Consider the following 26,211-nt stretch of genomic DNA (forward strand, 5'->3'; position numbering starts at 1 on the left):
AGCAGCGCGGCTGCCGCGCGCAGGGCGGCGACGTGGGCGCAGGCATAGCGCCCGGCAGCGTCACGCGAGGCGATGGCCTCGCTCAGCGACTCCGCCGCACGCAGCAGGTAGTTGTGCGTGGTCGCCGGCAGCGTGTGCGGGCTGAACGGGTCTGCGAACTCTCGGGCCACGACGGTCCTCCTCCGGTGCTGGCGGCTCCGGCGGAGGCGGGGGTCGAGGCCACCTCCGCCGGAGGTGTTCGAACATCTGTTCGAACACCTCGAAGGTACACCCCCCTCCCGACAGGTCGTCAAGAGTCGTGTCGCGAGTCCCGCTCCCGGGCGCGGCGCTCGCGCTCCTCGGGCGGGTACACCGCCTCCCGCACGTAGAGACTGCTCTGGGGATGCCAGATGAAGACCAGCGTGACGGCGCTGATCACCGCCGCCGCGATCGCCGACCAGCGGACCATGGCGGGCGGCGCGGTCTGCACGGTCGCCACGGCGACGAGGAAGATGCCGACGACGATCGCGGCCAGCGAGTGCCGCGCCCAGTTGTGCCCGTGCCGGAAGAGCGGGATCAAGGTCGCCGCCAGGACCGCCGTCACGCCGTACAGCACCAGGATCACCGGCACGAACTCGACCGGCTGGACCGTGCTGTCGCCGTCCTGCATCGGGGACCAGACCGTCCCGAGGTCGTCGCGGTAGACCACCACCAGGACACACACCACGAGGCCGGCGGCCACGAGGAACCACAGCAGCCAGGAAGCGAGCTCGACCGCTGCCGGTCGCTTGGTCATTGTTCCTCCTGAGGCATCGGTAGGGTCACCCTCATGCCGGACCATCCCTCGATCACCCGTTTCCGCGAGGAGCACCAGCGCCGGGGCGGAGCCGGCGAGATTGTCATTCTGCCCGACTCGGTCCACACCGCCGCACTGGCCGCCGAAGCGCTCGGCTGCGAGGCCGGGGCGATCGCCAACAGCCTGCTCTTCGATGCCGACGGATCCCCTGTGCTGATCCTCACCTCCGGTGCGCACCGGGTCGACACGGCTGCCGTTCGCGCCACGATCGGCGGACCTCCACTGCGGCGCGCCACACCGGAGTTCGTCCGGCAGCACACCGGCCAGGTGATCGGCGGGGTCTCCCCCATCGGCCATCCGGAGCCTTTGCCGACCTACCTCGACTCCTGGCTCCAGAAGTACGACGTCGTGTGGGCGGCCGCCGGCCACGCCGCCGCGGTCTTCTCGACGTCCTACGTCGAGCTGCTCGCACTCACCGGCGCGACGCCGATCGACGTCGAGTAGACCCGCCATGGCACGCATCGTCGTCGTCGGCGGCGGGCTGGGCGGCATGGCCGCGGCCGCTCGCCTCGCCAAGCAGGGCCACGAGGTGGCCCTCCTGGAGGCGTCCGCACGGCTCGGCGGCTCGCTCGCCCCCGTCCACCGAGACGGCTACACCTGGGACGGCGGTCCCACCTCGACGCTGCTCCCCGCTGCGCTGCGGGACCTGTTCCGCAAGACCGGCCGACCGCTGGAGACCGAGCTCGGCGCGGAGCTGGAGCCGCTGGAGGTGATCCGGGAGCACCGGTTCGCCGACCGGACGGCGGTCAAGGTGCCGGGCGGCTCGCGCGCCGACCAGATCGCAGCGTTCGACGAGCTCGGCGCGGGCCTGGGCGAGACCTGGGCGCAGCACGTCGACGGCTACGGCCCGGTGTGGGACGTCCTGCGCCGCCACTACGTCGAGATGGCGTGGAACCCCCGGACCAAGGGAGGCGTGCCCAAGGAGCTGGCCTCCCTCCTCGACAGCCGGGAGACGCTCCACAAGCGGCTGCGGCACGACTTCCGCGACGAGCGACTGGCGCTCGTGGCGGGTCATCGCGCCGTCGCGGAGGGCCACGACCTGCGCAACGTGCCGTCGTGGGTGGGCGTGACCAACTACCTCGAGCAGTCCTTCGGCGGCTGGCGGGTTCCCGGCGGCATGCGGCGCCTCGCCGAGCTGCTGACCGCGCGCCTGGAGACACGGCGGGTCACGGTCCGGACCGGGGTCGAGGTGCTGGACCTCGTCGTGCGTCACGGCCGTGTGGCCGCCGTCCACACCGCCGACGGCGACGCCGACGCGGATGCGGTGGTCGTCGCCGTCGACCCACGGCGGCTGCCGGTGCTGGCCCGGTGGGTGGAGCGGACGATGCCCGCCATCCCGCCGGTGGTCGCACATCTCGGCCTGACCGGGACGGTGCCCGACCTCACCCACGACGTCGTCTTCCACGCCGAGCCCATGATCACCGTGCGGCCCGGCGGGGAGGCGCCCGAGGGCGGCACCGCATGGACCCTCAACGGCCGGGGCAGGATCGCCGAGGACATGGTCGACGCGCTGGTCCGCCACGGCATCGACATCCGGGAGAACCTCGTCACGCGCGTCGACCTCTCTCCCCGCCAGCTCGTCGAGCAGTGGCACGGCTCCCCGATGGGCGTGCTGTGGCAGGGCCGCGGCACCGTCCGCGACCGGCTCGGCCCGACCTCACCGATCGAGGGTGTCTACGTGGCAGGCGCACACGGTGCACCCGGCGCAGGCGTGCCTTTCGTGACCCAGTCCGCCGCGCTGGTCGCGCAGGTGATCGGGCCCGCGTAGGGCTCAGACCGTGATCTGGAGCGCCTCGAAGATCTCGAGCGTCGCCTTGGACCGGTTGAGGGTGTAGAAGTGCAGGCCCGGCGCTCCCCCGCGGAGCAGGTCGTCGCACAGCTCGGCCGCGAGCTTGATGCCCTCGGCTCGCACGTCCGCCGGCTCCGGACCGGCAGCGGTGATCCGCTCCACGATCTCGTCAGGCACGCTGGTGCCGATCAGCTCACCCTGCCGGCGGATGGCACTGAGATTGAGGATCGGCATGATGCCGGGGAGGATCGGGATGTCGACGCCCCGCTCGCGGACGCGGTCGACGAGGCCGAAGTAGTCCTCGGCGCGGAAGAACATCTGCGTCACCGCGAACTCCGCTCCGGCACGGGCCTTCGCCACCAGCACGTCCGCGTCGTGGTCGCGCGACTCGGCCGAGGGATGGCCCTCGGGAAAGGCTGCGACCCCGACCACGAAGTCGCCGCGAGACCGAGCAAGTTCGACCAGCTCGACGGCGTAGTTCAGCCCGCCGGCTGTGGGCGTCCACTCCGCCCGTGGACCCTCCTGCGGGTCTCCGCGCAGCGCCATCACATGGTTGACCCCCTCGGCGACGTAGGAGTCGAGGATGCCTTCGAGCTCGTCGCGGGTGTGGCCCACGCAGGTGAGGTGAGCCATCGGGACCAGTGACGTCTCGCGGGCGATCCGGCCGGTGATGGTGACCGTCCGGTCACGGGTGGTGCCGCCAGCGCCGTACGTCACGGAGACGAAGGTCGGCTGGTAGGGCTCGAGCGCGCGGATGGCGTTCCACAGCTGCTCCTCGCCCGCCTCGTCCCGCGGGGGGAAGAACTCGAACGAGAAGGAACGCTCCCCCGAGCGGATGCGGTCGCCGATGCGGCTGCTGGCCTGGGTCATGGCGTCAATCCTAGGGAGACACCTCCGATCCGGCGGCAACGGCGAGTGGTTAGGCTCGCCACTGTGACCGAAAGCGCGTGGGACCCGACCGTCCTCCGGGCAGAGGTTCAGGCCACTCTCGACACCTTCCTCGCCGAGCAGGCAGCCCGTCTCGGACCGCTCGGCGACGATGCGGCGCGACTCCTGGACGAGGCCCGCGCGGTGGTCTCGGGAGGCAAGCGGTTCCGTGCGGCCTTCTGCTTCTGGGGGTACGCGGCCATCGCCGGCGCACCGACCGGCGAGGACGCCGAGGCCGTACGCCGCGCGGCGGCATCGCTCGAGCTGCTCCACGCCTCGGCGCTCGCCCACGACGACCTCATGGATGCCTCCGACACGCGTCGCGGCCGGCCCGCGACCCACCGCGGCTTCGAGTCCGGGCACCGAGCGGACGGATGGCGCGGTGACCCGCAGCAGTACGGCGCCGCGGCCGCCATCCTGCTGGGCGACCTGCTCCTGTCCTGGGCCGACGAGCTGCTGCGTCGCTGCGGGCTCGGCTGGGACCGGGTCGGCCCGGCGCTCGACGTGTTCGACCTGTGCCGTACCGAGGTGATCGCCGGCCAGTTCCTCGACATCTCGGTGCAGGCCCGCGCGCGGGCCGCGGTCGACCAGGCGATGACGGTGCTGCGTTACAAGTCGGCGAAGTACTCCATCGAGCGCCCGCTCCACATCGGGGCCGCGCTCGCCGGCGCCGACGCGGTCACGCTGGACCGGCTGACCGCGTTCGGCCTCCCGCTGGGCGAGGCCTTCCAGCTGCGCGACGACCTGCTCGGCGTGTTCGGCGACCCCGCCACGACCGGCAAGCCCGCGGGCGACGACCTGGTGGAGGGCAAGCGCACTGTGCTGGTGGCGCTCGCGCTCGACGCAGCACCGGCGGCGGACGCCGCGCGGCTCGACGCCGGCCTCGGCACCTCGCTGTCCGAGTCGGACGTGGCGGACCTCCGGACGATCATCGACGGCTGCGGCGCGCGAGAGCAGGTGGAGGCCATGATCACCGACCTCGGCACCCGCGCCGTCGAGGCGCTGCACCGAGGCCGCGACGAGTCCGGGTGGGACCCCGGGGCGTGCCAGGTGCTGGAGCAGCTCGCCGCCGCGGCGACGCGCCGGGCGCACTGACTCACCCAAGCAGCGGTACGGCGTCCTCCGGGCCGGGCCCGCGCAGCAGCACCTCGAGCGCGGGGTCGGCCTCGGCGCGTGACTCCAGCACCCCGACGACCCGCGTGAACCCGTCGGGCTCGGCCCGGGCGAACCCGCTCCACGCCTCCCAGAGGACGACGGTGCGGTCCGACAGGTCGCGCAGGCAGTCGTTGAGGGCGTCGAGGTTGGCGCCGTAGTGGTCAGGGAACGCCAGCGCCGCTCCGAGCGCCTTCAGCACGTCGTTCCGTGCCTCGAGTCCCGCGCCGTCGACGTACCGGAATGTCCAGCCGGCGTGCTCGACCGCGTGGCGCACGTCGGCCACGCCCATGCCGGACTCCCAGCGGTGGACGCCGGGCCGGTGCCGGCCTGAGAGAACCGCTGCCAGGCCGCTCATCGCTGCATCAATCCCAGCTTCTTCGTCATTGCCAGATCCGTTCGAAGCTCTCGTAGTGGTCCGCTGTCCAGTAGAGCTCTCCACCACGGCCGGCGACAACCCTTCGCGAGCCACGATGATCGAGCCCGGGCGTCGGCACGGTGTACTCGGCGTAGTAGCCACGCGGCCGGTCGGGCAGCCTGCGCTCGAAGTTGCCGAAGATCGATCCGTCCTTTCCCGGATGTGGGAACGGCCCGCCGGCGTCGATCAGCGCCACCGTCTCGGCAGCCTCGGGCGGCAGCTGGTCGAGCGCGACGTACGGGATGCCGTCGTCGTCCGCGGCCGGCATCTCGGCCTGGGTGCTCGACGTCGGGGCGCCGTCGCGGGCGCCGGACCCCTCATCGTCGCTCCCCTGACTCTGCACCCACCACCCGAGCCCGGTCACCACCACCAGGGCGACGGTCGAGAGCACCTGGGCGGTGCGCCTGCTCAGTCGCGGCCGCCCCGGCGATACATCCATGTCGGTGCGGTCAGAGCGCCAGTGCCTGGGCGCGGCGCTTGACCTCGGCGCCCCGGTTCTCCCGCAGCGCGTCGATCGGACGACCGGGCAGGTCGGCGTCGAGGAAGATCCAGGCGATGCATTCGCGGTCGTCGAACCCGTTGTCGTGCAGCAGCGTGAGCAGGCCGGGGAGGCCCTTCACCGGCTCGCCGTCGACGAGGAACAGCGCCGGGATCGCCTGACGCCTGCCGGGTGCGGGCACGGCGGCCGCGAGCTGGTGGTCACGCACCATGGTGCGGACCTTCGCGGGCGAGACCCCGATCAGGTGGGCGGCCTCGTCCCAGTCGAGCCAGTCGGAGACCAGCGCAGCAAGGTCCTGGTCGGCGAGTCGCGATTCACTCATGGGCCCATCCTCCCCCACGACACGGCCCGCGGCAGCCCCGGCGTGGCCTGCGTCGACGCCCGGCGCCGCGCCGTACCATGGGCCCTCGGTCATCTTCCCCGACCGGACGAGATGAGCATGCACAGGAGGGTCGCTGTGCACAACGACCAGCGCGCCCGCGGCGGAGACGCCGCGCACGCCGGCGACCCCGCTCCGCGCCGGACCGAGGACCATCAGACGGGCCGCCTGCTCGACGGGCGCTACCTGCTCGGGTCCCGGATCGCCCGCGGTGGGATGGCCAGCGTCTACGAGGCGGTCGACGTGCGCCTCGACCGGACGGTCGCGGTCAAGATCATGCACCCGGGCCTCGGCGACGCCTCCACCCATGGCGACGAGTCGTTCGCGCGCCGCTTCGTGCGGGAGGCGAAGGCCGCGGCGCGACTCTCCCACCCCAACGTGGTCTCGGTCTACGACCAGGGCCAGGACGACACCGGCGACGGCACCATCTACCTCGTCATGGAGTACGTCTCCGGCCACACGCTGCGTGACACCGTGGCCAAGGAGGCGCCGATGGCGCCCGAACGCGCGCTGGCCATCCTCGACCCGGTCCTCTCCGCGCTGGCCTCCGCGCACCGGGCCGGCCTCGTGCACCGTGACGTCAAGCCGGAGAACGTGCTCATCGCCGACGACGGGCGGGTGAAGGTGGCGGACTTCGGCCTCGCGAAGGCGGTCTCCGCCGACACCCAGCACACCGCCACCAACGGCGTCCTGATCGGCACCGTGTCCTACCTGGCGCCCGAACTGGTCATCGAGCAGCGCGCCGACGCGCGCGCCGACGTGTACGCCGCCGGCGTGATCCTCTACGAGCTGCTGACCGGCGTGAAGCCGCACACCGGCGACACACCGATCGCCGTCGCGTACCGCCACGTCCACCACGACGTGCCGGAGCCGTCGGCCCTCGTCCCCCACCTGCCCGCGTACGTCGACGCGCTGGTCGCACGCGCCACGACCCGTGACCCGAGCCTCCGCCCCTCCGACGCGGGCGTCCTGCTCCACCACGTCCGGCGGGTCGCGCACGCGCTGCACGAAGGCGTCCGGGAGGACCCCGAGCTGGTCGACGACCTGCTGCCCCACCCCCGCGCCGGTGCCGCCGACGACCGGGTCGACCCGATCGGTCACGACACCACGCCCGAGCCGGTCAGCTCCTGGCTGTTCGGCGAGGAGCGGACCTCAGTGATCACGCCGCTGCGTGAGGAGCCGCCCGGCCACCGGTCGCCATCCCCGTCGGTGCCGGCACCGACCGACGCCGTCGACCACCCGCCTCCCCGACGACGCCGCCGTGGCGTCGTACTCCTGCTCGTGGTGGCGCTTCTGGTCGGCGCCATCAGTGCCGGCGGCTACTGGGTCGGCTGGGGCCGCTACACGACGACGCCGAGCGTGGTGGGCCTGACCCAGGCCGCGGCCGAGGCGAAGCTCACCACCGCCGGCCTCGAGCTGAAGGTCGGCGACGAGGTCTACTCCGAGAGCGTCGCCAAGGGCGAGGTGATCTCCACGGATCCGCGACCGGGTGCGCGGATCCTGCCCGAGGACGAGGTGGTCGTGGTCGTCTCGCTCGGACCGGAGCGGTACGACGTCCCCGACCTCGCGGGGCTGACCGTCGCCGAGGCCGAGGAGGAGCTCGCCGGTGTGAAGCTGGTCGTGGGCCGACTCATCGAGCGCTACTCCGAGACGGTCCCTGCCGGCACGGTCATCCGCAGCGAGCCCGGGTTCGGCACGGCGAAGGCGAAGGACCTGCCGGTCGACACGGCCATCCGGCTCGTGGTCAGCAAGGGCCGCAAGCCGATCCGGGTCGGCAACTGGGTCGGCAAGGCCGCCGAGGACGCCGAGAAGCAGCTGGAGAACCGCGGTCTGCAGGTGAAGGTGATCGACACCGAGTACAGCGACACCGTCGATGAGGGCGACGTGATCAGCCAGAACCCCGACAAGGGCACGCTCCATCGGGGGGACACCGTCGAGCTCGTCGTGTCGAAGGGCCCGGAGCTGGTGACGGTGCCTGGCGTGCGTTACCTGGCGACCGACGAGGCGGTCGAGAAGCTGCAGGATCTCGGGTTCAAGGTGCGGAAGCGGCGAGCGACCATCTACCTCAGCGGACGGGTGGCGTGGGACACCGATCCCGGCTCCGGCTCCCGCGCACGCAAGGGCAGCACCGTCATCCTCTACATCGTGTGACCGCACTGTCGGCGGCCCTCGGGCGCCCCGATACCCTCGTCCGGCGATGACTATGTCACTCACCTCGACCGATCGCGTCTCCGTGACAGCGGCTTCGGTCGGGGCCGGCCGTCCGATCGGGACCCACGTCCTGGTCGGTAAGAACCTCGTCGCCGGCGCCCTGAGGAGCGCGGTCGAGATCGGCTGCGAGGCCGTGCAGGTCTTCTGCGGGAACCCGCGCGGCTGGGCGCTGTCGGCGGGCGATCCGAGCATCGACCGGCAATTCCGCCAGGCGACGGCGGAGATGGGCATGCGCGTCCTGATCCACACGCCCTACCTCGTCAATCCCGGCTCGCCCACGCCGACCACCTACCGCAACTCGCTCGCGCTGATCGCGCACAACCTGCGTCGCGCCGTCGAGATCGGCGCCGAGGGCGTCGTCGTGCACACCGGGTCGTACGTCGATCCCGGCGCTGACCCCGACGGCAGCGCGGAGCGGCACGCGGCCGCGCTGCGACGCATCCGCGAGGGCCTGATGCCGATCCTGGAGTCGATCGAGGACCAGGCCGCTCCATGGCTCCTCCTGGAGCCGACCGCCGGCCAGGGGCGCTCGCTGTGCGCGGGGGTCGAGGACCTCAGCGCCTACCTCGCCGCCCTGGACTTCCACCCCAAGGCCGGGATCTGTCTCGACACCTGCCATGTCTTCGCGGCCGGCGAGCCGCTCGACGAGCCGGGCGGGGCGACGGCCGCCGTGGACCGGATCGTCGAGATCGGCGGCCCGGGGCGGCTCCGACTCGTCCACGCCAACGACTCCAAGGACGTCCGCGGGGCGTTCAAGGACCGCCACGAGAAGATCGGGCAGGGACACATCGGCACCCAGGCGTTCGCCGAGCTGTTCGGCCATCCCGCCACCGACGGCGTCCCGTTCATCCTCGAGACGCCGGGGTCCCGCGGGGCCGACGACCCCGACATGACACTGCTGCGCTCGCTGCGCGACGTGGCTCGCGATGGCTGAGACCCGAGCGCCCGCCTCCCGTCGGACCGCCTTCCTGGCGAGCCTCGCGCTGCTGGCGATGACCGCGACCTGGGGCTCCACGTTCTTCCTCATCAAGGACCTGCTGGACCGGATGCCGACGGTCGACTTCCTGGCCGTCCGGTTCCTGATCGCCGGTGTGGCGATGCTGCTCGTCGCCCCACGCGCGGTGGCCCGACTCTCCCCCGAGGTCAGGAGACGGGCGGCGGTGCTCGGCGGCCTGTACGGCCTGGCACAGATCCTCCAGACGGCCGGGTTGGCCCACACGCCTGCGAGCGTTTCCGGCTTCATCACCGGCCTGTACGTCGTCGCCACGCCGCTGTTCGCAGCGGTGATCCTCCGAACCCGGATCACCGGGATCACCTGGGCCGCCGTCGGGCTCGCGACGGCGGGCCTGGGCGTGCTGACGCTCGACGGGTTCTCGATCGGGTACGGCGAGGCGATCACCCTCGTCGCCGCGCTCCTCTATGCGCTGCACATCGTGGGGCTCGGGGCGTGGTCGACGCCTGCCGACGCGTTGGGGATGTCGATCCTCCAGGTACTGGTGATCGCCTGCATCTGCCTGATCGCGGCCGTCGTCACCGGCGCCCCCGGCGTCGTACTCCCCGAGCGAGGGGGTGACTGGGCGTCGCTGGTGTACATGGCACTGGTCGCGGGCGCGGCCGCGATGTTCGCGCAGACGTGGGCACAGGGCCACCTGCCGCCGACCCGCGCCGCGATCATCATGAGCATGGAGCCCGTGTTCGCGGCCTTCTTCGCGGTGGCCCTGGGCGGGGAGTCGGTGACGATCCGGATGATGGTCGGCGGGCTGATGGTGCTCACCGCGATGCTGGTGGTGGAGGCGCTGCCGCGGCGCAAGATCGAGGCCGAGGTGCCCCACATCGCGGTGTGACCCCCGCCGGCAGCGAGCTGCCTCTGGCTTCCATCCGGATCCGGGCGCACCATAGCGGTGGGAGGGTCTCGAGAAGGAGACGCGATGGCAGGACACATCATCTACGTCCACACGACGCTTTCGGCCCCGCCCGAGATCGTGTGGGACGTCGTCACGGACGTCGCCCGCGCCGACCAGGTCTTTCGCAGCGTCAAGAGGTCCGAGCTGCTGACCGAGGGCGAGTTCGACGTCGACACGTGCTGGCGCGAAGAGCGGACGTTCTTCGGGCACCATGGTCACGAGGAGCGCCGGGTCATCGAGTGCGACCCGCCGCGGCGCGCTGTCGTCGAGACCGCAGTCGGCCGCGACATCGTGCGCACGGCCTACCGGATCACGCCGTTCGGCGCCGAGGGCGATCGCACCCGGCTGGCCATGACCACGACGCTCGACACGTCGGGGCGGTCCGTGCTCGGTCGAGTCGAGTGGTCGCTGCTGGGCGGACACAGCTACGAACGCACCCACAAGATGCTGGAGCACGACCTGGAGGACATCGAGGCCGAGGTGCACCGTCGCGGCGGAGGTACCGGAACGCACGCCGCCTAGCTCGCAGGCGGCGACGTTCGCGTCCGGATCGGGCATCCGGTCGCGATCCTCGCGCGCACGCGTTCTTCCGCCGCTGCACTGCGCCAGACCCGTCGTGGTGGTCCGACGCGGCTGGGGCGCGATAGCGTGACCCCGCGATGACCCCCCCGACGTACTGCACCAGCTGCGGGCACGAGCTCGGGATCGGCCGGTTCTGCACCAACTGCGGCAAGCCCGTCCCGGGCCGGCATCCCGAGGCCACGCCCGCAGCCGGTGTGCCTCCGACTCCCCCGCCTGCCGCGTCACCGTCGGCCCCCGCGGCGCCTCCGCCGGTGGGCGCTGTCCCGCCGGCAGCGCGCTATCCGCTGTTCGCCGACGCCGCGACCACCGTCAGGTCACCCGCCGGGCCTCCGCCGGCTGCACCGTTCGAGCCCACCACCGATCCGGTGACGATCGGCGATCCGCCGGCACCTCCCCTGCCGGATCGCGGCACCGGGCGTCGCGAGCTGCCGGGGTGGCTGCCCTGGGCGGTGGGGCTGGTGCTGCTCGCCCTGGTCACCGGTCTCGGCGGACTCGTCCTGACCAGGGCCGGTGACGGCGAGGGCCGCTCGTCGAACGTTCCCGGCCCACAGCTCACGGACACCACGAACGACCGGTCACCGGACTCCGCGCTTCCGGACAGCGAGGGCACGGGCGGCCCGGTGGACGAGCCCGAGCCAGGCGAGGTCGTGGAGCTGACCGGCCGAGCCAGGGCTCAGGTCCCCGCCGTCGCGGGACCGAGCCGGGACCGGCAGAACAACCCGGTGGACTTCGAGGCCCCGAACCTGCTCGACGGCAGGCCGCGCACCAGCTGGCGGATGCCCGGTGACGGCAGCGGCGAGACCCTCACCTTCGACCTCGGCGACGAGGTCGTGCTGACCCAGGTGGGACTGATCAACGGCTATGCGAAGGTCGACGGCCCCGACAACTGGTACCGGGGCAACCGGCGGATCCGCGCCGCGCAGTGGGAGTTCGACGACGGGACCCGGATCACCCAGGAGCTCGCCGACCAGCGGACGATGCAGATGATCGACATCGGCGCGGTCGCGACGACGACGGTCCAGCTCCACCTGGTGACCGTGACGCGCCCCGGCAGGGGACCGAACGGGCGGGACTTCACCGCGATCAGCGAGATCCGCTTCCTGGGTGCTGACTCCTAGTCCGGTCCTCGGTCAGAGGCCGGCGAGGGTCTTCGCCGCTGTCTGCGCGTCGTCGCGACTGACGTCGAGGTGCGTCACCAGCCGGACCGTGCCCGCGCCGACCGCTCCGATCAGGACGCCCTCCTCCCGGGCCCGAGCGACGAAGCCGGCCGCGTCGGGGCGGTCGAAGGTGACGATGTTGGTGTCCACCGTCGCCGGGTCGACCCCGCAGGCCTCGGCCAGCACACGGGCGTGCGCGTGGTCCTCGGCGAGCCGCGCCACGTGGTGCTCCAGCGCGTAGAGGCCGGCCGCCGCGAGGATGCCGACCTGGCGCATGCCCCCGCCCATCCGCTTGCGCCGTACCCGCGCCTCCGCGACGAGGTCGCGGGGTCCGACGAGCAGCGACCCCACCGGCGCTCCCAGGCCCTTCGAGAGACAGACGGCCAGCACGTCGGACACGGCGCCGTACTCCTCGAGCGGGGTCCCGGTCGCGACGTGAGCGTTCCAGATCCGCGCTCCGTCGAGGTGGACGGCCGCCCCCCGCTGGCCGGTGAAGGAGCGCAGGGCGCGCAGGTCCTCGAGCGGTAGCACTGCGCCACCGGCGAAGTTGTGGGTGTTCTCGACCGAGATGGCGGCCGTCGGCACGAAGTAGTGTCCGAGGTCGGGCGCGAACAGGTCGCTCACCGCAGCGAGATCGAGCTGCCCGCGCGGGTGGGACCAGGTCCTCATGGTGACGCCGCCGATCGCGCCGTGGGCGCCGAGCTCGGCCCGGGCGATGTGCGCCCGCGCCTCGCAGAGCACCTCCTTGCCCGGTGGGACCAGCGCGGAGACGGCGAGCACGTTCGCCATCGACCCGGTGGGAGTGAAGAGCGCAGCCTGGTGACCGAACAGGCCGGCGACCCGTTCCTCGAGCGCGGCGACGGTCGGGTCCTCGCCGTAGACGTCGTCGCCGACCTCGGCCGCCGCCATCGCGGCGCGCATCGCCTGGGTCGGCCGGGTGACCGTGTCGGAGCGCAGGTCGATCATGCGCACATCATGCCCGGCGCAGGTGAGCGTCGTCCGGCGCGTGCGGCCGCAAGGCGGAGGCCCGAAGGCGACCTTCGAGCGAAGCGGGTCGTCAAGGGCCTCCAACGCCGCGGATGCTCCGCCGGATGACGCTCAGGCCAGGCGGAGCATCTCGGCGACGAGGAACGCCATCTCCAGCGACTGCACCCGGTTCAGCCGCGGGTCGCAGACGGACTCGTACCGGCTCGCGAGGTCGGCGTCGGTGAGCTCCTCCCCACCGCCGACGCACTCGGTGACGTCGTCCCCGGTGAGCTCGACGTGGATGCCACCGGGCCAGGTGCCGAGGGCGCGGTGCACGTCGAAGAACCCCTGCACCTCCTCGATCACGTCGTCGAAGCGGCGCGTCTTGTAGCCCGAGCTCGCCTCGAACGTGTTGCCGTGCATCGGGTCGCACACCCACGCGACCTCGAGCCCGGACGCGGTGACCTTCTCGATCAGGTCGGGCAGGCCGTCGCGGATCTTCTGCGCGCCGAAGCGGGTGATGAAGGTGAGGCGGCCGGCCTCGTTCTCCGGGTTCAGCTTGCCGGCGAGGGCGATCGCGTCGTCGGCCGTCGTGGTCGGGCCCAGCTTCACGCCGATCGGGTTGCGGATCTTGCTCAGGAGCTCGACGTGCGCTCCGTCGAGCTGGCGGGTCCGTTCGCCGATCCAGACGAAGTGCCCGGACACGTCGTACGGCGCCTCGGTACGCGAGTCGATCCGGGTCATCGCGTGCTCGTACTCGAGCACGAGGGCCTCGTGCGAGGAGTGGAAGTCGACCCGGCGCAGCTCCTCGGCGTCGATGCCGATGGCGTGCATGAACTGCATCGCCTTGTCGATCTCCTGGGCCAGCTTCTCGTACCGCTGGCCGTAGAGCGAGCCGCTGACGAAGTCGGTGTTCCACGTGTGGACCTGGCGCAGGTCGGCGTAGCCACCGGTGGCGAACGCGCGGATCAGGTTCAGCGTCGCGGCCGAGGCGTTGTAGACGTCGAGCAGCCGCTGCGGGTCGTGGCGGCGGGACTCGGGGGTGAACTCGAAGCCGTTGACCGCGTCGCCGCGGTAGGCCGGCAGGGTGACCTCACCCTCGGCGGTGACGCGGGTCTCGAAGTCGTTCGAGCGCGGCTTGGCGTACTGGCCGGCGAGGCGGCCGAGCTTGACGACCGGCACGGAGCCGGCGTAGGTGAGCACGACGGCCATCTGCAGCAGCACCCGCAGCTTGTTGCGGACGTTCTCCGCACTGACCCCGGCCAGGGTCTCGGCGCAGTCGCCGCCCTGGAGCAGGAACGCCTCGCCGCGGGCGACCGCGGCGAGCTTCTCCTTCAGGTCGTCGCACTCGCCCGCGAACACCAGCGGGGGCTGGGTGCGCAGGCGGTCGACGACGGCGGCGAGGGCCGCGGGGTCGTCGTACGTCGGCTGCTGCCGGGCGCCGAGGGCGTGCAACTGCTCGAGGGACGGGATGGTCACCCGCCAAGGGTACGGCGCCCGGGGCGAACGTGCCGATTCAGCGCCAGGTGGTGGTCACCGCGGGTGGTCGGTGACGATGCTCAGGGCCCGCAGCAGGTGGAGGAACGACTGTGCGAACGGGTTGTCCTTCGTCTGCTCGTCGACGACCGCCCAGTCCACCTGCTCGCGGACCGCGCGCGCGACGGGGAGCGCCGCGGAGAAGTTGCACGAGTGCTCCTCCATGGCGCTGAGCTTGTCGGTCATCAGCACGGTCGCCGACAGGACCGGCATCTTCACCGACTCCACCTCCAGGTGATCGGCGTCGTCGAACCGCGACCGCAGGATCGGCTCGTTGCCGGACCGGAAGATCACGTCCACCATGGCATCGTCGATGAACACCTTGAACAGCCAGTCCTCGGGCGGCTGGACGACCCTCAGGTCCCGCTCCGCGAGCAGGTCCTTGGCCCGAGGCGCGTCCTCCTCGGCGACCATGAAGTCGACGTCGTGCTCCGGCTCGGGACCGCCCCGCGCCCAGAGGCCGTAGCTGCCGGCGAGCGCGAACGGCGCCTCACCCTGCTTGAGCGTGACGGCGACGACCTTGAGCGCCTCGCGGAGCGGGCGCTGGCCGTTGGCGCGGGAGTCCTCGGACGGGGCGTGGGACACGGGGGCATCACCTCGTGCACTCGGTACCCCGAGACAACCGCGCTATGCGGCGGGTGCGAGTGGGTACCGACCGAACGATGCGCTTGGTGACCTTCAACATCCTTCATGGTCGATCGCTCGACGACCACGACGTCGACACGGCCGTGCTCAGCGCCGCGATCAAGGAGCTCGACCCCGACGTGCTCGCGCTGCAGGAGGTGGACCGCAACCAGCACCGGTCGGGCCGCGCCGACCTCACCGCCATCGCTGCGGAGGCGATGGGCGCCGACGAGCACCGCTTCGTGGCCGCCCTCGCGGGCGGCCCGGGCGCGACCTGGACGGCGGCCACCGGCGAGGAGCAGCCCGACGACGCCGCCTACGGGATCGCCCTGCTCAGCCGGATGCCGGTCTCCGGATGGGAGGTGGTGCGGCTGCCCGCGCTGAGGACCAAGGTGCCGATCCGGTTCCCCGGCCAGGTGCTTCCGACGATGGTGCACGACGAGCCGCGGGTCGCGGTCGCCGCGTCCCTCGAGACCGACCTCGGCCCGATGACCATCGCGAACACCCACCTGTCGTTCGTGCGGTGGTGGAACGGCTGGCAGCTGGCGCACCTGACGTCGGCCCTCGCCGGCGCGCGCCGTCCGCTGATGCTGGCCGGCGACCTCAACATGGGCCCCGAGCGTGCGGCGCGGATCACCGGCATGCAGCCGCTCGGCCTGCACCCCACCTTCCCGGCCGACCGTCCGGTGGAGCAGCTCGACCACGTGCTGGGCGACCCGTCCGTCCCTGCCCGCTCCGAGGCACGGCAGATGCGGCTGTCCGACCACCGCGCACTGGTGGTCGACGTCGGTGAGCGCTAGGAGGCGCCCGGTCAGCCGAAGAAGACCTGCGCCTCGGCGTACTCCTCCGGGCTGACCACCTTCAGCACGCCGGTGCCCTCGATCAGCGGCACGCGCACGATGTTCGTGCCGCGCAGGGCCACCATCACGCCGTACTCCCCGTCGGCCACGGCGCCGATCGCCTGCAGGCCGAAGCGGGTGGCGAGCCACCGGTCGAAGGCCGTCGGCGTGCCGCCCCGCTGGATGTGGCCGAGTACGACGGCGCGCGCCTCCTTGCCGGTGCGCTGCTCGATCTCCTTGGCCAGTCGGTCGCCGATGCCGCCGAGACGGACGTGTCCGAAGGCGTCGGTCTCGCCGCTCGCGAGCGTCATCCCGCTGCCGTCGGCCGGGACCGCGCCCTCGGAGACCACGATGATCGGGGCGTACTCGCTCTGGAAGCGGGTCTCGACGTGCGCGCACACCGCGTCGATGTCGAACGGGATCTCGGGGATCAGCACGGCGCTGGCGCCCCCGGCGATGCCCGAGTGGAGCGCGATCCAGCCGGCGTGACGACCCATCACCTCGACGACCAGCACGCGATGGTGGGACTCGGCGGTGGTGTGCAGCCGGTCGATCGCCTCGGTGGCGATGTTGACCGCGGTGTCGAACCCGAACGTGAAGTCGGTGCCGGACAGGTCGTTGTCGATCGTCTTCGGCACGCCGACCACGTTGACGCCGAGGTCCGCGAGTCTCGTCGCGACGCCGAGGGTGTCCTCCCCGCCGATCGCGACCAGGGCGTCGACGCCCGCGGCCGCGAGGTTGTCCTTGATCCGCTGCACCCCGTCGTCCAGCTTGAACGGGTTGGTGCGCGAGGAGCCGAGGATCGTGCCGCCGCGCGGCAGGATGCCGCGGCACTGCTCGATGCCGAGGGGCATGGTGACCCCCTCGAGCGGTCCCCTCCAGCCGTCTCGGAACCCGACGAACTCGAAGCCGTGGTCCTTGACGCCCTTGCGGACCACGGCGCGGATCACCGCGTTCAGTCCCGGACAGTCGCCACCACCGGTCAGCACTCCGACACGCATGGGTCGCTCCTCACCTCGGATGTTTCGGCCAGGGGCGAGCCTAGCCACGTCAGGGGCGACGGCGCTCGGGTCCCATCGCGTGGCGCCTCGCTACGGTGACGGCATGACGTTCTCGATCGTGGCCCGTTCCGCCGACGGAGAGTCGTGGGGCGTGGCCGTCGCCTCGAAGTTCCTCGCCGTCGGGTCGACCGTGCCCGCGGCCGTCGCCGGCGTCGGCGCGGTGGCGACCCAGGCCGATGCCAACGTGTCCTACAAGGGCCTCGCACTCGCCCACCTCGATGAGGGCGCCACCGCGTCGGTCGCGCTCCAGCGACTGATCGAGGAGGACGGCGGCCGGGCACACCGGCAGGTCGGGATCGTCGACATGGAGGGCGGCGCGGCGACCCACACCGGCAGCGAGTGCATCCCTTGGGCCGGGGGTCTCGCCGGCGACGGGTACTCGATCCAAGGCAACTGCCTCGCGGGTCGGGAGGTCATCGACGCCATGGAGCAGACCTGGCTCGAGAGCGACCCGAGCGCACCGCTCCAGGACCGCCTGCTCGCCGTACTCGCGGCCGGCGACGCGGCGGGCGGCGACCGGCGCGGTCGCCAGTCGGCCGCGATGCTGGTCGTGCGGGAGGGCGCCGGCTACGGCGGGCTGGACGACGTCGCGGTCGACCTGCGGGTCGACGACCATGCGGCGCCGATCGACGAGCTGGCCCGGCTCCTGGACCTGCACGAGCTCTATCTCACCGCCTCGACCGACGGGCAGAAGGTGGCCGTCGACGACGCGCTGCGCAACGAGCTCGAGGCGTTCGCGGCTGCCGCGGGGCACCGAGACTTCCGCGCCTGGGTCGGCACGGAGAACTTCGAGATGCGGGTCGCCCCCGACTTGTCGTGGATCGACGAGCGGGTGCTGACCATCGTGAGGGCCGAGCGTGGATGACGCGCCGCGGCCGGTCGGAAGGTCGTCGGTGGATCGAGGGGCCCGTGGCTCGTTGGTCGAGGAGGTCGCGTCGGCGAGCCCGGTTGACCATTGTCCTCCACACCGGTCCGTGGCGAATCGTCTGTCCACAGGCGGGTTCGCGACACCGGCGGGATGGCGGTGGTGGGTGGAAGACGGGCACCGCCGGCCGGCCCGACGTCGTCGAACGCGTAGGCTCCAGAGTTGCCGAATGCGAAGGGGGCGACATGACAGCGAGCCGATCTGCTCGTGAGCGGAAGGCCGCCTCGCAGGCCGGACCGCTCGCCACGGTGAAGATCGAGGTCGACGCGAACGATCAGTTCGTCTACAAGATCACCTGCGCGGAGTGCATCGCCAAGGGGCACCGGAAGTGGTCGGCCTATCGTCCCGGTGGCGACAACGGGTTCATGGCCGCGATGGACCGGTGGATCTTCCACCTCCACGAGAAGCACCCCGGAAGCGACGCGCCCTGCATGGCCTACCTAGCGGCCGCACAGCAGCGCCTCCACGAGCGCCGCGAGCAGCAGGAAGCCGAGCAGGCCTGAGTGGTGGACGATCGGGATCGGAACGACCAGGGCCGCGCGCAGCAGGCTCGACCCCGCGACGCGCTCGGGCGCCCACTGCCGTACGGCGTGCCCGGCGTCGATCCCATCTCCGAGGAACCGCTTCCCCCGGACCAGACCCTGGCCTACGCACGCCGCCTGCTCGACGATGGGCGACCCTTCGCCGCGCACGAGGCGCTCGAGGTGCGGTGGAAGTCCTGTCCGGAGGAGGAGCGGGAGCTGTGGCAGGGACTGGCCCAGCTGTGCGTGGGCCTGACCCACCACGCACGGGGCAACGCCGTCGGCGCCGCGCGGCTGGTCGAGCGTGCTGCCGGGCGGCTCGAGTCCTACGCCGGCACGGGCGGTCCCACCTACGAGCTCGACCTCCCGGCCCTCATCGCCTGCGCCCGCGCCAAGGTCGACGACGCCTGAGCCGCGGAGCTCGCTACGCGTCATCCGGCGTGACGAGCGCGTCCGGATCGAGTCGCGGCGGCACGTGGGCGAGCGCCGTCTGTACGAGTGCGGTGCGCGCCTTCACGACCACGGCGCGTCGTAGCCTGCCCAGGTCGTCGCCCACGAGGCCTTCCACCACCTCGCTGACCTGCCGGTTCGGGTACGACGGCCGGGTGCCCGGCGCGACCTCGACGTCCGGGAGGGCCACCAGCACCGGAAGGATCTGGGTGCCCAGCGCGTCGAGCAGCTTGAACCGCTCGAAGCGGTCCATCGCCTCCCACGCCGTGTCCACGTCCGTGCCGCTCTTGCGGACCTTCTTGGACGTCGCCATCACGGACTTCGCCGCGCCGGTCAGCGCCGCCGTCAGCTCGTGCTCGGTGAATCGCATCCACCCAGCATGGCGGACCGGCCTCTGCGCCCAGTTCGGGGGATCGCCCGGCCGCGGCTCAGGTACGGGGTGCAGCGAGCCGGTCGAGAGCGGCCTGTGCCGCATCCCGCTCCGCGGTCGCGGTGCGCAGCTCGGCAGCCGCCTCGTCGCGGGCGTCCTCGGCCTCGCTGAGCTCCTCCTCGACGGTCTCGGCCTGTTGCTCGAGGTCGGAGAGCCGACGCCGCAGCTCGTCGATCTCGGCCTGCAGCTGGAGCGCCCGTGCCGACAGGTTGTCCACCTCGGTAGCCGCCTCCTGCTGGGCGGCGAACGCGTCGTCGTACTCCTCGGTGGCCGCAGCGAGCCGCTCCTGGGCCGCGGCCCGCACCTTGGCGTCCTTGTCGGGGTCCGGCACGACATGGAGGTCCGGAGGCCCCGGCCTGGGCGCCTCGCGCGGCACGGCCTGGTAGCCGAGCGCCTCCGGCACGGCGAGGGAGGCGGCCAGCTCCGCCGGCTCCATCGGCTCGACGCCGGTGGTCGCCAGCGCCGAGACGAGCAACCCGCTGCGCACCGCGCGTCCGCACTCTTCGTCCACCATCGCAGCGGTCAGCGTGGCCTCGACCTGCTCCGCGACCGACTCCGTGACCCGCATGCCCTCTTCGGCGGCGAGCCGCCGGGCCTGGGTGGTGACTGCAGCCGTCACCTGCCGGCGCTGCTTGGTCAGGGTGCGCAGCTCGCCGGCGGACATCGCCTGCTGAGCCTCGCGCAAGGCCGCTCCGACGTTGAGGACCTGGTCGACCTGGGCGGCCTCGCGGCGGACCAGCAGGTCCACGACCCACGCGGCCGTGCTCGGCTTGCGCAGTGCCTTCACCCGAGCGGCGAGAGGCGTGCCCTTGAGCTCCTTGGCCCGCTTGTCCCGCGCCGGCGTGAACTCCGCGAGCGAGAGGGCGTAGAGCTCGTCGGCGATCTCCAGGAGCTGGTCGTCCTCACTCATCGAGCCCCTGCTCGATCACGTAGCGGGTCAGCTCGACCCGGTTGTGCATCTGCAGCTTGCGCAGCGTGTTCTGCACGTGGTTCTGGACGGTGCGGTGCGAGAGCACCAGTCGCTCGGCGATCTGCTTGTAGGACAGGCCCTTCGCGACCATCTTGAGGATCTCGGTCTCGCGCTCGGTGAGCTGCTCACCAGGGGGCGTCGTCGGCTCGTTCATCCGGCGGAACTCGCCGAGGACGAGCGCGGCCAGCCCCGGGGTGAAGACGGAGTCGCCGGCGGCGACCCGCTCCACGGCGGCGATCAGCTCGGCGCTCGACGCCGACTTCACGAGGTAGCCGGTCGCACCGGCCTTCACGGCAGCCAGCACGTCGTCCTGCTCCCCCGACGCCGACAGGATCAGTACCCGCGACGACGGCTCTCGCTGGAGCACGGTCGCGGTCACCTCGACGCCGCTGGGTCCTGGGATCTGCAGGTCGAGGACCACCACCTGCGGCCGCGTCGCAGCGAACCTGTTGATCGCCTCGGTCCCGGTGGACGCTGTCGCGACCACCTCGAAGCCTGCGGCGGTCAGGTCGCGCTCGACCGCCTCGCGCCACATCGGGTGGTCGTCGACGACCATCACCCGGATCGGATCACCCATGGCGCGACCCTAGCGGGACCGACGCTCATCCTCGGCGGAAGCGCCCCCGGCGGTGCAGCAGCGGCTCGTCCTCGTCGCCGACCTCGACGTGCTCCATCGTCGCGGCCACCTCGACCGACCAGCCGATCTCCCGTTCGCCGTGGAGCCGCACACCGGCCCAGGTCCGGGTCGTGGCCAGCCGAGGACCCCACTCGGTCGGCACGAACTCCGCCTGCCGGAACGGCCCGCCCGGTGCCGGCGCTGTGCCGGCGAACGCCTCGGCGAGCTGGCGGTCCGGCCACGACAGCAGCTGGACGACGGCCGTCCCGGTCTCTCGAAGGACAGCGAGGAGGTCGGAGTCCGGATCCAGCAGGGCCAGCACCCTCGCCTCCGGACCGAGCGCGACCATCAGCGAGGTCACCGTGAGCCCGACGCGCTCCGTGTCGTCGCCGGCTGTCCAGAGCGTCACCGCTCCCCCGACGCGGCCGCGCAACCGCCGCGCCGGGTCCGGGTTGGCGTCCGCGAACGGATGATCGGTGTGGATCGTCATGCCTCCCCCTTGCGGGGTACGACGAAGACCCACTCGGTCCCGAAGGCGCCGCTGTCGAGCGTGCAGGTCCCGCCGAGGTCGTCGATCCGGCCGCAGATCGACTCCTGGACGCCGAGGCGACCCTCGGTCGCCGCCCGGGCGAGCCGTCCCTCGGGAATCCCGGGCCCCTCGTCGCGCACCGACACCTCGACCCGGTCGCCGAGGTCCTCGAGGAGCACCCAGGCGGGGGCCCCCTCCCCGACGTGGCGGCTGACGTTGTCCAGGCAGGCCCTCACGACGGCGGTCAGCTCCACCACCACCTGTGCCGGCATCTCGACGGTCCCTGCCGGCAACGCGATCTCGGTGCTCGGCCGACTGCCCAGCGCACCCAGCGCCGCGGCGAGGTCACCCGTCGCCGGCGCCGTGGGAGCGGCGCTGACCGCGGCCTGCGACCGGATCAGTGACCGGAGCGCCTGCTCCTGCTCTCCTGCCAGCCTTCCCAGCTCAGCAGCGTCGCCGCCGAGCTCGGTGCCGCGTCGCTGGACCAGGGCGAGCACCTGCAGCACGCCGTCGTGCACCACCCGGGCGAGACGGACCCGCTCGGCCGCCGCGGCCGCCTCTCGCTGGGCGAGGTCGCGCTCGGCCGCCATCTCCTTCAGCGACTCGCACAGGAAGCCCACCATCGACCCGCCGAGGAGGATCAGGAACACGTTGCCCCAGTCCTTCTGTGCGACGTGGGAGCGGCTGAGCAGGTCGACCGCACCCAGCAGCAGGGCGGCGGCGGAGCCGCCCCGCCAGCCGTAACGGATCCCCCACGCCAGCAGGGCGCCGACGATCCAGTAACTGGGGACCGTGGCGTTGAACCACTCCCCCTTCACCACCGGAGTCAGCAGCAGCAGTCCGACCGCCAGCGCCAGGTCCGCCACCAGCACCCCCGGCAGCCGACGCTCCGGAGCCGCGTAGATCGAGATCGACGCGAAGGTCCAGACGACCATCACTCCCACGCACGTCCACCCGGCGACGGGGTGCTCGAAGTTGTTGCGGTAGGCGTTGATAGCGACCGCGTAGGCCAGCACCACGACGCGGAGCACCGCGAGCGCCCGGAACATCCGGTCCTCGACGGCGACCGCGGCCCGCGTCGTCGTACCGCTCGGGAGCGGGTTGTCGATCAGGACGCGAGCTTCCGGTGCTCGTCCCCGCCCTCGCCCCGGTCAGCCTTCTTCGACTCTTCCTTCGCGCGGGTGGCGTACATGTCGACGTACTCCTGGCCGGAGAGCCGCATGATCTCGTACATGATCTCGTCGGTGATCGACCGCAGGATGAAGCGGTCGTTCTCCATCCCTGCGTAGCGGGAGAAGTCGAGCGGCTTGCCGACGCGCACGTGGGGTCGGGTCCAGCGGCCGAACTTCTTGCCCGGAGGGGCCACGATGTCGGTGCCCACGACCGCGACCGGGATGACGGGGACGCCGGTCTCGAGGGCCAGCCTGGCGATGCCGGTCTTGCCGCGGTAGAGCCGGCCGTCGTGCGAGCGGGTGCCCTCGGGATAGATGCCGAACAGCTCACCCTCGGCGAGTACCCGCTTGGCCGAGAGCAGTGCGCCGGCGGCGGCGTTGGCGCCCGAGCGGTCGATCGGGATGTTGCCCGTGCCGCTGAAGAACGCCTTCTGGAAGAAGCCCTTGATCCCCGGGGTGGTGAAGTACTCCGCCTTCGCGACGAAGCTGACCTTGCGCGGGATCACCAGAGGCATGAACAGCCAGTCCGCGTAGGACAGGTGGTTGCTGGCGAGGATCGCCGGCCCCTCGGTGGGAACGTTCTCGACGCCCTCAGCCCGCGGCCGGAAGATGAGCTTCAGCAGCGGACCCAGCGCGATGAACTTGAGGAACCAGTAGAACAACCGATCTCACCCTTCCCGAGGACGGGCGCCCGCCGCCCCTCCGACACCTGCTCGCAGCGTAGTGCCTCCGCGCCGATCAGCCGACACCCCGTGCGGCACAATCACGCCATGCCCTCGCCGCTCACCGAGCCCCTCACCATCGCCGCGCGGCCCGAACTGACCGGAGGCCGCCGGATCGGCGTCCTGCTCAGCCATGGCTTCACCGGCTCTCCAGCCTCGATCCGGCCGTGGGGCGAGTTCCTCGCGGCGCAGGGATACGGCGTCGCCGTACCCCTGTTGCCGGGGCACGCCACCCGCTGGCAGGACCTCAACAAGCACACGTGGGCGGACTGGTACGCCGAGGTCGTCCGGACCTTCGACGCCCTGCGAGCCGAGCACGACGCGGTCGTCGTGGGCGGGCTGTCGATGGGCGGCGCACTGGTGCTCCAGCTGGCTGCGGACCGCGCGGACGACGTCGCCGGCGTGATGCTGGTGAATCCGGGCGTGGCGACCAAGCGGCTCGACGTGAAGCTCCTCCCCGTCCTCAAGCACCTCGTGCCGTCCTTCCCCGCGATCGCCGGGGACATCAAGAAGCCCGGGATGGACGAGGTGGCCTACTCGCGGACGCCCCTCAAGGCCGTGCACTCGATGATGCGAGCGTGGCCGGGGCTGATCGGCGACCTCCCGAAGGTCACCGCGCCCCTGATCTACTTCCGGTCGGCCGTGGACAGGGTCGTGGACGAGATGTCGGAGCCGATCGTCCTGGGGGGCATCTCCTCGACCGACGTCACCCGCGTGCCGCTGCCCGAGAGCTACCACGTCGCGACGATCGACAACGATGCGCCGACGATCTTCGAGAAGTCTGCGGAGTTCGTCGCACGGGTGTGTGCGGCACCGGCGTAGCCTTGAGTCGTGCAGCGGGAGCCGGACGACCACGACGCCACCTGGAGGTCGATCGTCGAGAACTACGGCGATCCGGTCCTCGAACCCGACGAGGAGCTGGCGCCGCAGGTTGAGCCGGCCGCTCCCGCGTGGAACCCGGACGACGACTCCGACCGGATCCCCGCGGAGCTCGACGACACCTTCGTCCCGCCTCCCGCTCCACCGATTCCCAGGCCGTCCTCGGACCGGCTCCTCGCGTGGCTGGGCCTGTTCGGGGCGCCCGCGATCCTGTTGTTCTTCGTCGTGACCGGCATCGACATCCCGCGTCTCGTGGCGTGGGTGCTCGTGGGCGGCTTCATCGCCGGGTTCGGCTACCTCGTGGCCCGGATGCCGTCCTCGCCGCGCGACCCGTGGGACGACGGCGCGCAGCTCTAGCTTGTCGGGGTCAACGCCCGTCGCGTGCGAGCAACGCGGCACCGACGTAGCGACCGACTCCGCGCCTCAGGTCCGCGCGAGGTCGGCAGCGCCGATGACGCCGGCCTGGTTTCCGAGGACCGCCTGACGGACCTGCGCCGTCGGCCGGAACCCGCGTCCGGTCAGCTCCCTGGCGAAGCTGGCGCGGAGGGGCTCCAGCAGCAGGTCTCCTGCCTCGCTCACCCCTCCGCCGACGACGACCACCGCCGGGTCGAGAACCGCAGCCAGTGACGCGATGCCGTGGCCGAGCCACTCGCCGAGGCGCTCGAACTGCTCGATGGCGAACCGGTCGCCCTCCTTGGCGGCGTCGGTGATCATCGGGCCGGTGATCGCCTCGGGGTCGCCGCCGGCGCGCTGGGCGAGGTCGCGTGCGAGGAGCGAACTGCCGGCAACGGCCTCCCGGGTCGCACGCACCAGCGCCGTGCCGCTGCCGTACTGCTCGAGGCAGCCCCGGTTGCCGCAGCCGCACTGTCGTCCTTCGGGAACCACGCAGAGATGGCCGATCTCGGCCGCAACGCCGTGTGCGCCGCGGAGCAGGTGTCCGCCGGCGATGATGCCCCCGCCCACGCCGGTGCCCACGGTGACCATCAGCTGGTCGTCGACGTCCCGCCCGGCGCCGTACCGGAACTCGCCCCAGGCGGCTGCGTTGGCGTCGTTCTCGACGACGACGGGCAGGCCGGTCAGCCGGGACAGATCGGCGCCGAGCGGCTCGTTGCGCCAGGCGATGTTGGGGGCGAAGAGCACCGTGGAGCGATCCGAGGCGATGTAACCCGCCGCCCCCACCCCGACCGCGGTGACCGGGTACTTCGCAGCGAGCTCGGCGACCAGGGTGGCTGCGGCCTCCTCGACGGCCGTCGGGTCCGTCGCGGGCGAGACGACGCGCGCCTCGGCCACCACCTGTCCCTCGCCGTCCACGACCGCGCCGGCGATCTTGGTGCCGCCGATGTCGATGCCGCAGGTCATGGGGTCGTTCACGGATTCGCTCCCGGGTCGTTGTGGTCGGACTCGTCGCCAGCGTCGTCGGCCTCGTCGAGGTCGATCCGCTCCACCGCTGGCCCGCGAGCGGACGCGCCGGTGCCGGTGGGCGGGGGCAGGGTCTCCATGAGCCCGGCGGCCGCCTGCATCAGCGAGGACGCGGCGACCATGAGGTGCGCCTTCACCTCCGGCGACGTCTCACGTACGACGTGCACGACCCGGCAGACCGGGCAGTACGTGCACTCGGGACTGTCGGTGGCGAGGTGCTCGTTGACCTCGTGTGCCATGGCCGCGGCCTGACCGGCGAGACCGGAGAAGGTTCCCCCGGCGTCGCCTGCGTGCTGGCGGGCCAGGTCGGCGAGCGCGCCGAACAGCTTCACCGCCTCCTCGCCGACGCTGCCGACATCATGCGGTTGCGGCTGCTCCTGCGGCTGGTCTCGCTGAGGTCCGTCGTCCTGCGGGCCGCCCACGGGCGGCTCGTTCATCTCGTTCATCGCGCCTCTCCTGCCACCACTGGCGCGTCGACGCCGATCTCGCCGAACCGGACTCGGAGCTCGCCGTCGACCACGCGGGCGCCGGTGACCCTCAGCCGGGCGAGACCGGCCGGCAAGGTGAGCAGCCGACGGGACGAGCCGACGGTCACGACGAGCTCGTCGCCGTTGCGGGCGAGGTCCACGTCCGCGCGGGTCACGAACGGGAGCGCCAGGTGCAGCGCTGCGCCACCGCCCTCCGGGCGGGTGACCCGGA

General features: G+C 72.0%; 32 protein-coding genes. 14 read left to right on the forward strand and 18 right to left on the reverse strand.

Features of this window, described 5'->3' with window-relative positions; translation table 11 throughout:
• Nucleotides 1–289: 289 nt before the first annotated feature.
• A complete protein-coding gene (locus tag E7Z54_RS02275; protein ID WP_136431390.1) occupies nt 290–775 on the reverse strand; it encodes a hypothetical protein in 486 nt (161 codons plus the stop codon).
• A gap of 33 nt (nt 776–808) precedes the next feature.
• On the opposite strand from E7Z54_RS02275, the gene E7Z54_RS02280 reads away from it, so the two are divergent.
• Together E7Z54_RS02280 and E7Z54_RS02285 are read left to right on the forward strand one after the other, a co-directional pair.
• Entirely contained in the window at nt 809–1,279 is a 471-nt protein-coding gene (locus E7Z54_RS02280) for a YbaK/EbsC family protein (RefSeq protein ID WP_136431391.1), read from the forward strand.
• A gap of 7 nt (nt 1,280–1,286) precedes the next feature.
• Complete coding sequence (locus E7Z54_RS02285) at nt 1,287–2,603, forward strand: phytoene desaturase family protein (protein WP_136431392.1); 1,317 nt, start codon at nt 1,287–1,289, stop codon at nt 2,601–2,603.
• A 3-nt stretch (nt 2,604–2,606) separates the two neighbouring features.
• Here the strand turns inward: E7Z54_RS02285 and metF are convergent, their stop codons facing one another.
• Complete coding sequence (gene metF / locus E7Z54_RS02290) at nt 2,607–3,494, reverse strand: methylenetetrahydrofolate reductase [NAD(P)H] (protein WP_136431393.1); 888 nt, start codon at nt 3,492–3,494, stop codon at nt 2,607–2,609.
• A 63-nt stretch (nt 3,495–3,557) separates the two neighbouring features.
• Between metF and E7Z54_RS02295 the strand changes: the two genes are divergently transcribed.
• Nucleotides 3,558–4,646: a polyprenyl synthetase family protein gene (locus E7Z54_RS02295; RefSeq protein ID WP_136431394.1), complete on the forward strand. Its 1,089-nt coding sequence runs from the start codon at nt 3,558–3,560 to the stop codon at nt 4,644–4,646.
• A 1-nt stretch (nt 4,647) separates the two neighbouring features.
• On the opposite strand, the gene E7Z54_RS02300 is transcribed toward E7Z54_RS02295, so the two are convergent.
• From E7Z54_RS02300 to E7Z54_RS02310, 3 genes are read right to left on the reverse strand one after another with little or no spacing between them, the layout of a single operon-like run.
• Complete coding sequence (locus tag E7Z54_RS02300; protein WP_136431395.1) at nt 4,648–5,061, reverse strand: barstar family protein; 414 nt, start codon at nt 5,059–5,061, stop codon at nt 4,648–4,650.
• A 25-nt stretch (nt 5,062–5,086) separates the two neighbouring features.
• On the reverse strand, nt 5,087–5,560 hold the full coding sequence (locus tag E7Z54_RS02305) for a ribonuclease domain-containing protein (RefSeq protein ID WP_136431396.1): 474 nt from the start codon (nt 5,558–5,560) through the stop codon (nt 5,087–5,089).
• A gap of 10 nt (nt 5,561–5,570) precedes the next feature.
• On the reverse strand, nt 5,571–5,942 hold the full coding sequence (locus E7Z54_RS02310) for an Rv2175c family DNA-binding protein (protein ID WP_136431397.1): 372 nt from the start codon (nt 5,940–5,942) through the stop codon (nt 5,571–5,573).
• A 117-nt stretch (nt 5,943–6,059) separates the two neighbouring features.
• Between E7Z54_RS02310 and pknB the strand changes: the two genes are divergently transcribed.
• From pknB to E7Z54_RS02335, 5 genes are all read left to right on the forward strand, one after another.
• Nucleotides 6,060–8,150 carry a Stk1 family PASTA domain-containing Ser/Thr kinase gene (gene pknB / locus E7Z54_RS02315; RefSeq protein WP_136431398.1) on the forward strand — a complete coding sequence of 697 codons (2,091 nt, stop codon included), beginning with the start codon at nt 6,060–6,062 and terminating at the stop codon, nt 8,148–8,150.
• 46 nt (nt 8,151–8,196) lie between these two features.
• Nucleotides 8,197–9,144, forward strand: a complete 948-nt coding sequence (locus tag E7Z54_RS02320) for a deoxyribonuclease IV (protein WP_240769475.1) — start codon at nt 8,197–8,199, stop codon at nt 9,142–9,144.
• A complete protein-coding gene (locus tag E7Z54_RS02325; protein WP_136431399.1) occupies nt 9,137–10,054 on the forward strand; it encodes a DMT family transporter in 918 nt (305 codons plus the stop codon). The genes E7Z54_RS02320 and E7Z54_RS02325 overlap by 8 nt, the downstream gene beginning before the upstream one ends.
• A gap of 84 nt (nt 10,055–10,138) precedes the next feature.
• Nucleotides 10,139–10,636: an SRPBCC family protein gene (locus tag E7Z54_RS02330; RefSeq protein WP_136431400.1), complete on the forward strand. Its 498-nt coding sequence runs from the start codon at nt 10,139–10,141 to the stop codon at nt 10,634–10,636.
• A 137-nt stretch (nt 10,637–10,773) separates the two neighbouring features.
• On the forward strand, nt 10,774–11,814 hold the full coding sequence (locus tag E7Z54_RS02335) for a zinc ribbon domain-containing protein (RefSeq protein WP_136431401.1): 1,041 nt from the start codon (nt 10,774–10,776) through the stop codon (nt 11,812–11,814).
• Between the two features lie 12 nt (nt 11,815–11,826).
• Here the strand turns inward: E7Z54_RS02335 and E7Z54_RS02340 are convergent, their stop codons facing one another.
• From E7Z54_RS02340 to E7Z54_RS02350, 3 genes are all read right to left on the reverse strand, one after another.
• Nucleotides 11,827–12,819 (reverse strand): threonine aldolase family protein, encoded by a 993-nt coding sequence (locus E7Z54_RS02340; protein WP_136431402.1) that lies wholly within the window; start codon nt 12,817–12,819, stop codon nt 11,827–11,829.
• A gap of 132 nt (nt 12,820–12,951) precedes the next feature.
• Nucleotides 12,952–14,298 carry a class II 3-deoxy-7-phosphoheptulonate synthase gene (locus E7Z54_RS02345; protein WP_136431403.1) on the reverse strand — a complete coding sequence of 449 codons (1,347 nt, stop codon included), beginning with the start codon at nt 14,296–14,298 and terminating at the stop codon, nt 12,952–12,954.
• A 54-nt stretch (nt 14,299–14,352) separates the two neighbouring features.
• Complete coding sequence (locus E7Z54_RS02350; protein WP_136431404.1) at nt 14,353–14,940, reverse strand: hypothetical protein; 588 nt, start codon at nt 14,938–14,940, stop codon at nt 14,353–14,355.
• Between the two features lie 77 nt (nt 14,941–15,017).
• Here E7Z54_RS02350 and E7Z54_RS02355 point away from each other — a divergent pair, with 77 nt between their 5' ends.
• Nucleotides 15,018–15,779, forward strand: a complete 762-nt coding sequence (locus E7Z54_RS02355) for an endonuclease/exonuclease/phosphatase family protein (RefSeq protein ID WP_136431405.1) — start codon at nt 15,018–15,020, stop codon at nt 15,777–15,779.
• Nucleotides 15,780–15,790: 11 nt separating this feature from the next.
• Here E7Z54_RS02355 and E7Z54_RS02360 read toward each other — a convergent pair whose 3' ends face one another.
• On the reverse strand, nt 15,791–16,819 hold the full coding sequence (locus E7Z54_RS02360; protein ID WP_136431406.1) for a 6-phosphofructokinase: 1,029 nt from the start codon (nt 16,817–16,819) through the stop codon (nt 15,791–15,793).
• Between the two features lie 103 nt (nt 16,820–16,922).
• Here E7Z54_RS02360 and E7Z54_RS02365 point away from each other — a divergent pair, with 103 nt between their 5' ends.
• The 3 genes from E7Z54_RS02365 to E7Z54_RS02375 all read left to right on the forward strand — a co-directional run bounded on the left by E7Z54_RS02365 (nt 16,923) and on the right by E7Z54_RS02375 (nt 18,736).
• Entirely contained in the window at nt 16,923–17,744 is an 822-nt protein-coding gene (locus E7Z54_RS02365) for a DUF1028 domain-containing protein (protein ID WP_136431407.1), read from the forward strand.
• 245 nt (nt 17,745–17,989) lie between these two features.
• A complete protein-coding gene (locus tag E7Z54_RS02370) occupies nt 17,990–18,307 on the forward strand; it encodes a hypothetical protein (protein ID WP_136431408.1) in 318 nt (105 codons plus the stop codon).
• A gap of 3 nt (nt 18,308–18,310) precedes the next feature.
• Nucleotides 18,311–18,736 carry a DUF309 domain-containing protein gene (locus E7Z54_RS02375; RefSeq protein ID WP_206055964.1) on the forward strand — a complete coding sequence of 142 codons (426 nt, stop codon included), beginning with the start codon at nt 18,311–18,313 and terminating at the stop codon, nt 18,734–18,736.
• 13 nt (nt 18,737–18,749) lie between these two features.
• Here the strand turns inward: E7Z54_RS02375 and E7Z54_RS02380 are convergent, their stop codons facing one another.
• From E7Z54_RS02380 to E7Z54_RS02405, 6 genes are read right to left on the reverse strand one after another with little or no spacing between them, the layout of a single operon-like run.
• Nucleotides 18,750–19,145 carry a hypothetical protein gene (locus tag E7Z54_RS02380; RefSeq protein ID WP_136431410.1) on the reverse strand — a complete coding sequence of 132 codons (396 nt, stop codon included), beginning with the start codon at nt 19,143–19,145 and terminating at the stop codon, nt 18,750–18,752.
• Between the two features lie 58 nt (nt 19,146–19,203).
• A complete protein-coding gene (locus E7Z54_RS02385; protein ID WP_136431411.1) occupies nt 19,204–20,115 on the reverse strand; it encodes a hypothetical protein in 912 nt (303 codons plus the stop codon).
• Nucleotides 20,108–20,752, reverse strand: a complete 645-nt coding sequence (locus E7Z54_RS02390; protein ID WP_136431412.1) for a response regulator — start codon at nt 20,750–20,752, stop codon at nt 20,108–20,110. Before E7Z54_RS02390 ends, E7Z54_RS02385 begins: the two co-directional genes overlap by 8 nt.
• Nucleotides 20,753–20,777: 25 nt before the next feature.
• A complete protein-coding gene (locus E7Z54_RS02395; RefSeq protein ID WP_136431413.1) occupies nt 20,778–21,281 on the reverse strand; it encodes a flavin reductase family protein in 504 nt (167 codons plus the stop codon).
• Nucleotides 21,278–22,432, reverse strand: coding sequence for a MacS family sensor histidine kinase (gene macS / locus E7Z54_RS02400; protein ID WP_168798125.1), 1,155 nt, complete (start codon nt 22,430–22,432; stop codon nt 21,278–21,280). Before macS ends, E7Z54_RS02395 begins: the two co-directional genes overlap by 4 nt.
• Nucleotides 22,429–23,154, reverse strand: a complete 726-nt coding sequence (locus E7Z54_RS02405) for a lysophospholipid acyltransferase family protein (RefSeq protein ID WP_136431415.1) — start codon at nt 23,152–23,154, stop codon at nt 22,429–22,431. Before E7Z54_RS02405 ends, macS begins: the two co-directional genes overlap by 4 nt.
• A 108-nt stretch (nt 23,155–23,262) precedes the next feature.
• On the opposite strand from E7Z54_RS02405, the gene E7Z54_RS02410 reads away from it, so the two are divergent.
• Together E7Z54_RS02410 and E7Z54_RS02415 are read left to right on the forward strand one after the other, a co-directional pair.
• The gene (locus tag E7Z54_RS02410; protein WP_136431416.1) at nt 23,263–24,036 is read left to right on the forward strand and encodes an alpha/beta hydrolase; all 774 of its coding nucleotides are present in this window, start codon (nt 23,263–23,265) and stop codon (nt 24,034–24,036) included.
• Between the two features lie 9 nt (nt 24,037–24,045).
• Nucleotides 24,046–24,450, forward strand: coding sequence for a hypothetical protein (locus E7Z54_RS02415; protein WP_136431417.1), 405 nt, complete (start codon nt 24,046–24,048; stop codon nt 24,448–24,450).
• 66 nt (nt 24,451–24,516) lie between these two features.
• Here E7Z54_RS02415 and E7Z54_RS02420 read toward each other — a convergent pair whose 3' ends face one another.
• From E7Z54_RS02420 to E7Z54_RS02430, 3 genes are all read right to left on the reverse strand, one after another.
• Nucleotides 24,517–25,464 carry an ROK family glucokinase gene (locus E7Z54_RS02420; RefSeq protein ID WP_240769476.1) on the reverse strand — a complete coding sequence of 316 codons (948 nt, stop codon included), beginning with the start codon at nt 25,462–25,464 and terminating at the stop codon, nt 24,517–24,519.
• A complete protein-coding gene (locus E7Z54_RS02425; protein WP_136431418.1) occupies nt 25,461–25,958 on the reverse strand; it encodes a hypothetical protein in 498 nt (165 codons plus the stop codon). Before E7Z54_RS02425 ends, E7Z54_RS02420 begins: the two co-directional genes overlap by 4 nt.
• Nucleotides 25,955–26,211, reverse strand: a 257-nt coding sequence (locus E7Z54_RS02430; protein WP_431188797.1) for an ArsA family ATPase, incomplete at its 5' end; no start/stop codon positions are given. The genes E7Z54_RS02430 and E7Z54_RS02425, both read right to left, overlap by 4 nt.

Origin of the sequence: Nocardioides sp. (assembly GCF_004803405.1) — a bacterium.
GTDB classification, from domain to species: Bacteria; Actinomycetota; Actinomycetes; order Propionibacteriales; family Nocardioidaceae; genus Nocardioides; species Nocardioides vastitatis.

Bases quoted from the DNA above. Each gene is read 5' to 3' on its own strand.
- E7Z54_RS02305 (WP_136431396.1), bottom strand. From the start codon at position 5,560: ATGGATGTATCGCCGGGGCGGCCGCGACTGAGCAGGCGCACCGCCCAG.
- pknB (WP_136431398.1), top strand. From the start codon at position 6,060: ATGCACAGGAGGGTCGCTGTGCACAACGACCAGCGCGCCCGCGGCGGA.
- E7Z54_RS02425 (WP_136431418.1), bottom strand. From the start codon at position 25,958: ATGAACGAGATGAACGAGCCGCCCGTGGGCGGCCCGCAGGACGACGGA.
- E7Z54_RS02340 (WP_136431402.1), bottom strand. From the start codon at position 12,819: ATGATCGACCTGCGCTCCGACACGGTCACCCGGCCGACCCAGGCGATG.
- E7Z54_RS02310 (WP_136431397.1), bottom strand. From the start codon at position 5,942: ATGAGTGAATCGCGACTCGCCGACCAGGACCTTGCTGCGCTGGTCTCC.
- E7Z54_RS02335 (WP_136431401.1), top strand. From the start codon at position 10,774: ATGACCCCCCCGACGTACTGCACCAGCTGCGGGCACGAGCTCGGGATC.
- E7Z54_RS02380 (WP_136431410.1), bottom strand. From the start codon at position 19,145: ATGCGATTCACCGAGCACGAGCTGACGGCGGCGCTGACCGGCGCGGCG.
- E7Z54_RS02395 (WP_136431413.1), bottom strand. From the start codon at position 21,281: ATGACGATCCACACCGATCATCCGTTCGCGGACGCCAACCCGGACCCG.
- E7Z54_RS02280 (WP_136431391.1), top strand. From the start codon at position 809: ATGCCGGACCATCCCTCGATCACCCGTTTCCGCGAGGAGCACCAGCGC.
- E7Z54_RS02285 (WP_136431392.1), top strand. From the start codon at position 1,287: ATGGCACGCATCGTCGTCGTCGGCGGCGGGCTGGGCGGCATGGCCGCG.
- E7Z54_RS02390 (WP_136431412.1), bottom strand. From the start codon at position 20,752: ATGGGTGATCCGATCCGGGTGATGGTCGTCGACGACCACCCGATGTGG.
- E7Z54_RS02330 (WP_136431400.1), top strand. From the start codon at position 10,139: ATGGCAGGACACATCATCTACGTCCACACGACGCTTTCGGCCCCGCCC.
- E7Z54_RS02365 (WP_136431407.1), top strand. From the start codon at position 16,923: ATGACGTTCTCGATCGTGGCCCGTTCCGCCGACGGAGAGTCGTGGGGC.
- E7Z54_RS02360 (WP_136431406.1), bottom strand. From the start codon at position 16,819: ATGCGTGTCGGAGTGCTGACCGGTGGTGGCGACTGTCCGGGACTGAAC.
- E7Z54_RS02275 (WP_136431390.1), bottom strand. From the start codon at position 775: ATGACCAAGCGACCGGCAGCGGTCGAGCTCGCTTCCTGGCTGCTGTGG.
- E7Z54_RS02370 (WP_136431408.1), top strand. From the start codon at position 17,990: ATGACAGCGAGCCGATCTGCTCGTGAGCGGAAGGCCGCCTCGCAGGCC.
- E7Z54_RS02300 (WP_136431395.1), bottom strand. From the start codon at position 5,061: ATGAGCGGCCTGGCAGCGGTTCTCTCAGGCCGGCACCGGCCCGGCGTC.
- E7Z54_RS02320 (WP_240769475.1), top strand. From the start codon at position 8,197: ATGACTATGTCACTCACCTCGACCGATCGCGTCTCCGTGACAGCGGCT.
- E7Z54_RS02385 (WP_136431411.1), bottom strand. From the start codon at position 20,115: ATGAGTGAGGACGACCAGCTCCTGGAGATCGCCGACGAGCTCTACGCC.
- E7Z54_RS02410 (WP_136431416.1), top strand. From the start codon at position 23,263: ATGCCCTCGCCGCTCACCGAGCCCCTCACCATCGCCGCGCGGCCCGAA.
- metF (WP_136431393.1), bottom strand. From the start codon at position 3,494: ATGACCCAGGCCAGCAGCCGCATCGGCGACCGCATCCGCTCGGGGGAG.
- E7Z54_RS02355 (WP_136431405.1), top strand. From the start codon at position 15,018: ATGCGCTTGGTGACCTTCAACATCCTTCATGGTCGATCGCTCGACGAC.
- E7Z54_RS02325 (WP_136431399.1), top strand. From the start codon at position 9,137: ATGGCTGAGACCCGAGCGCCCGCCTCCCGTCGGACCGCCTTCCTGGCG.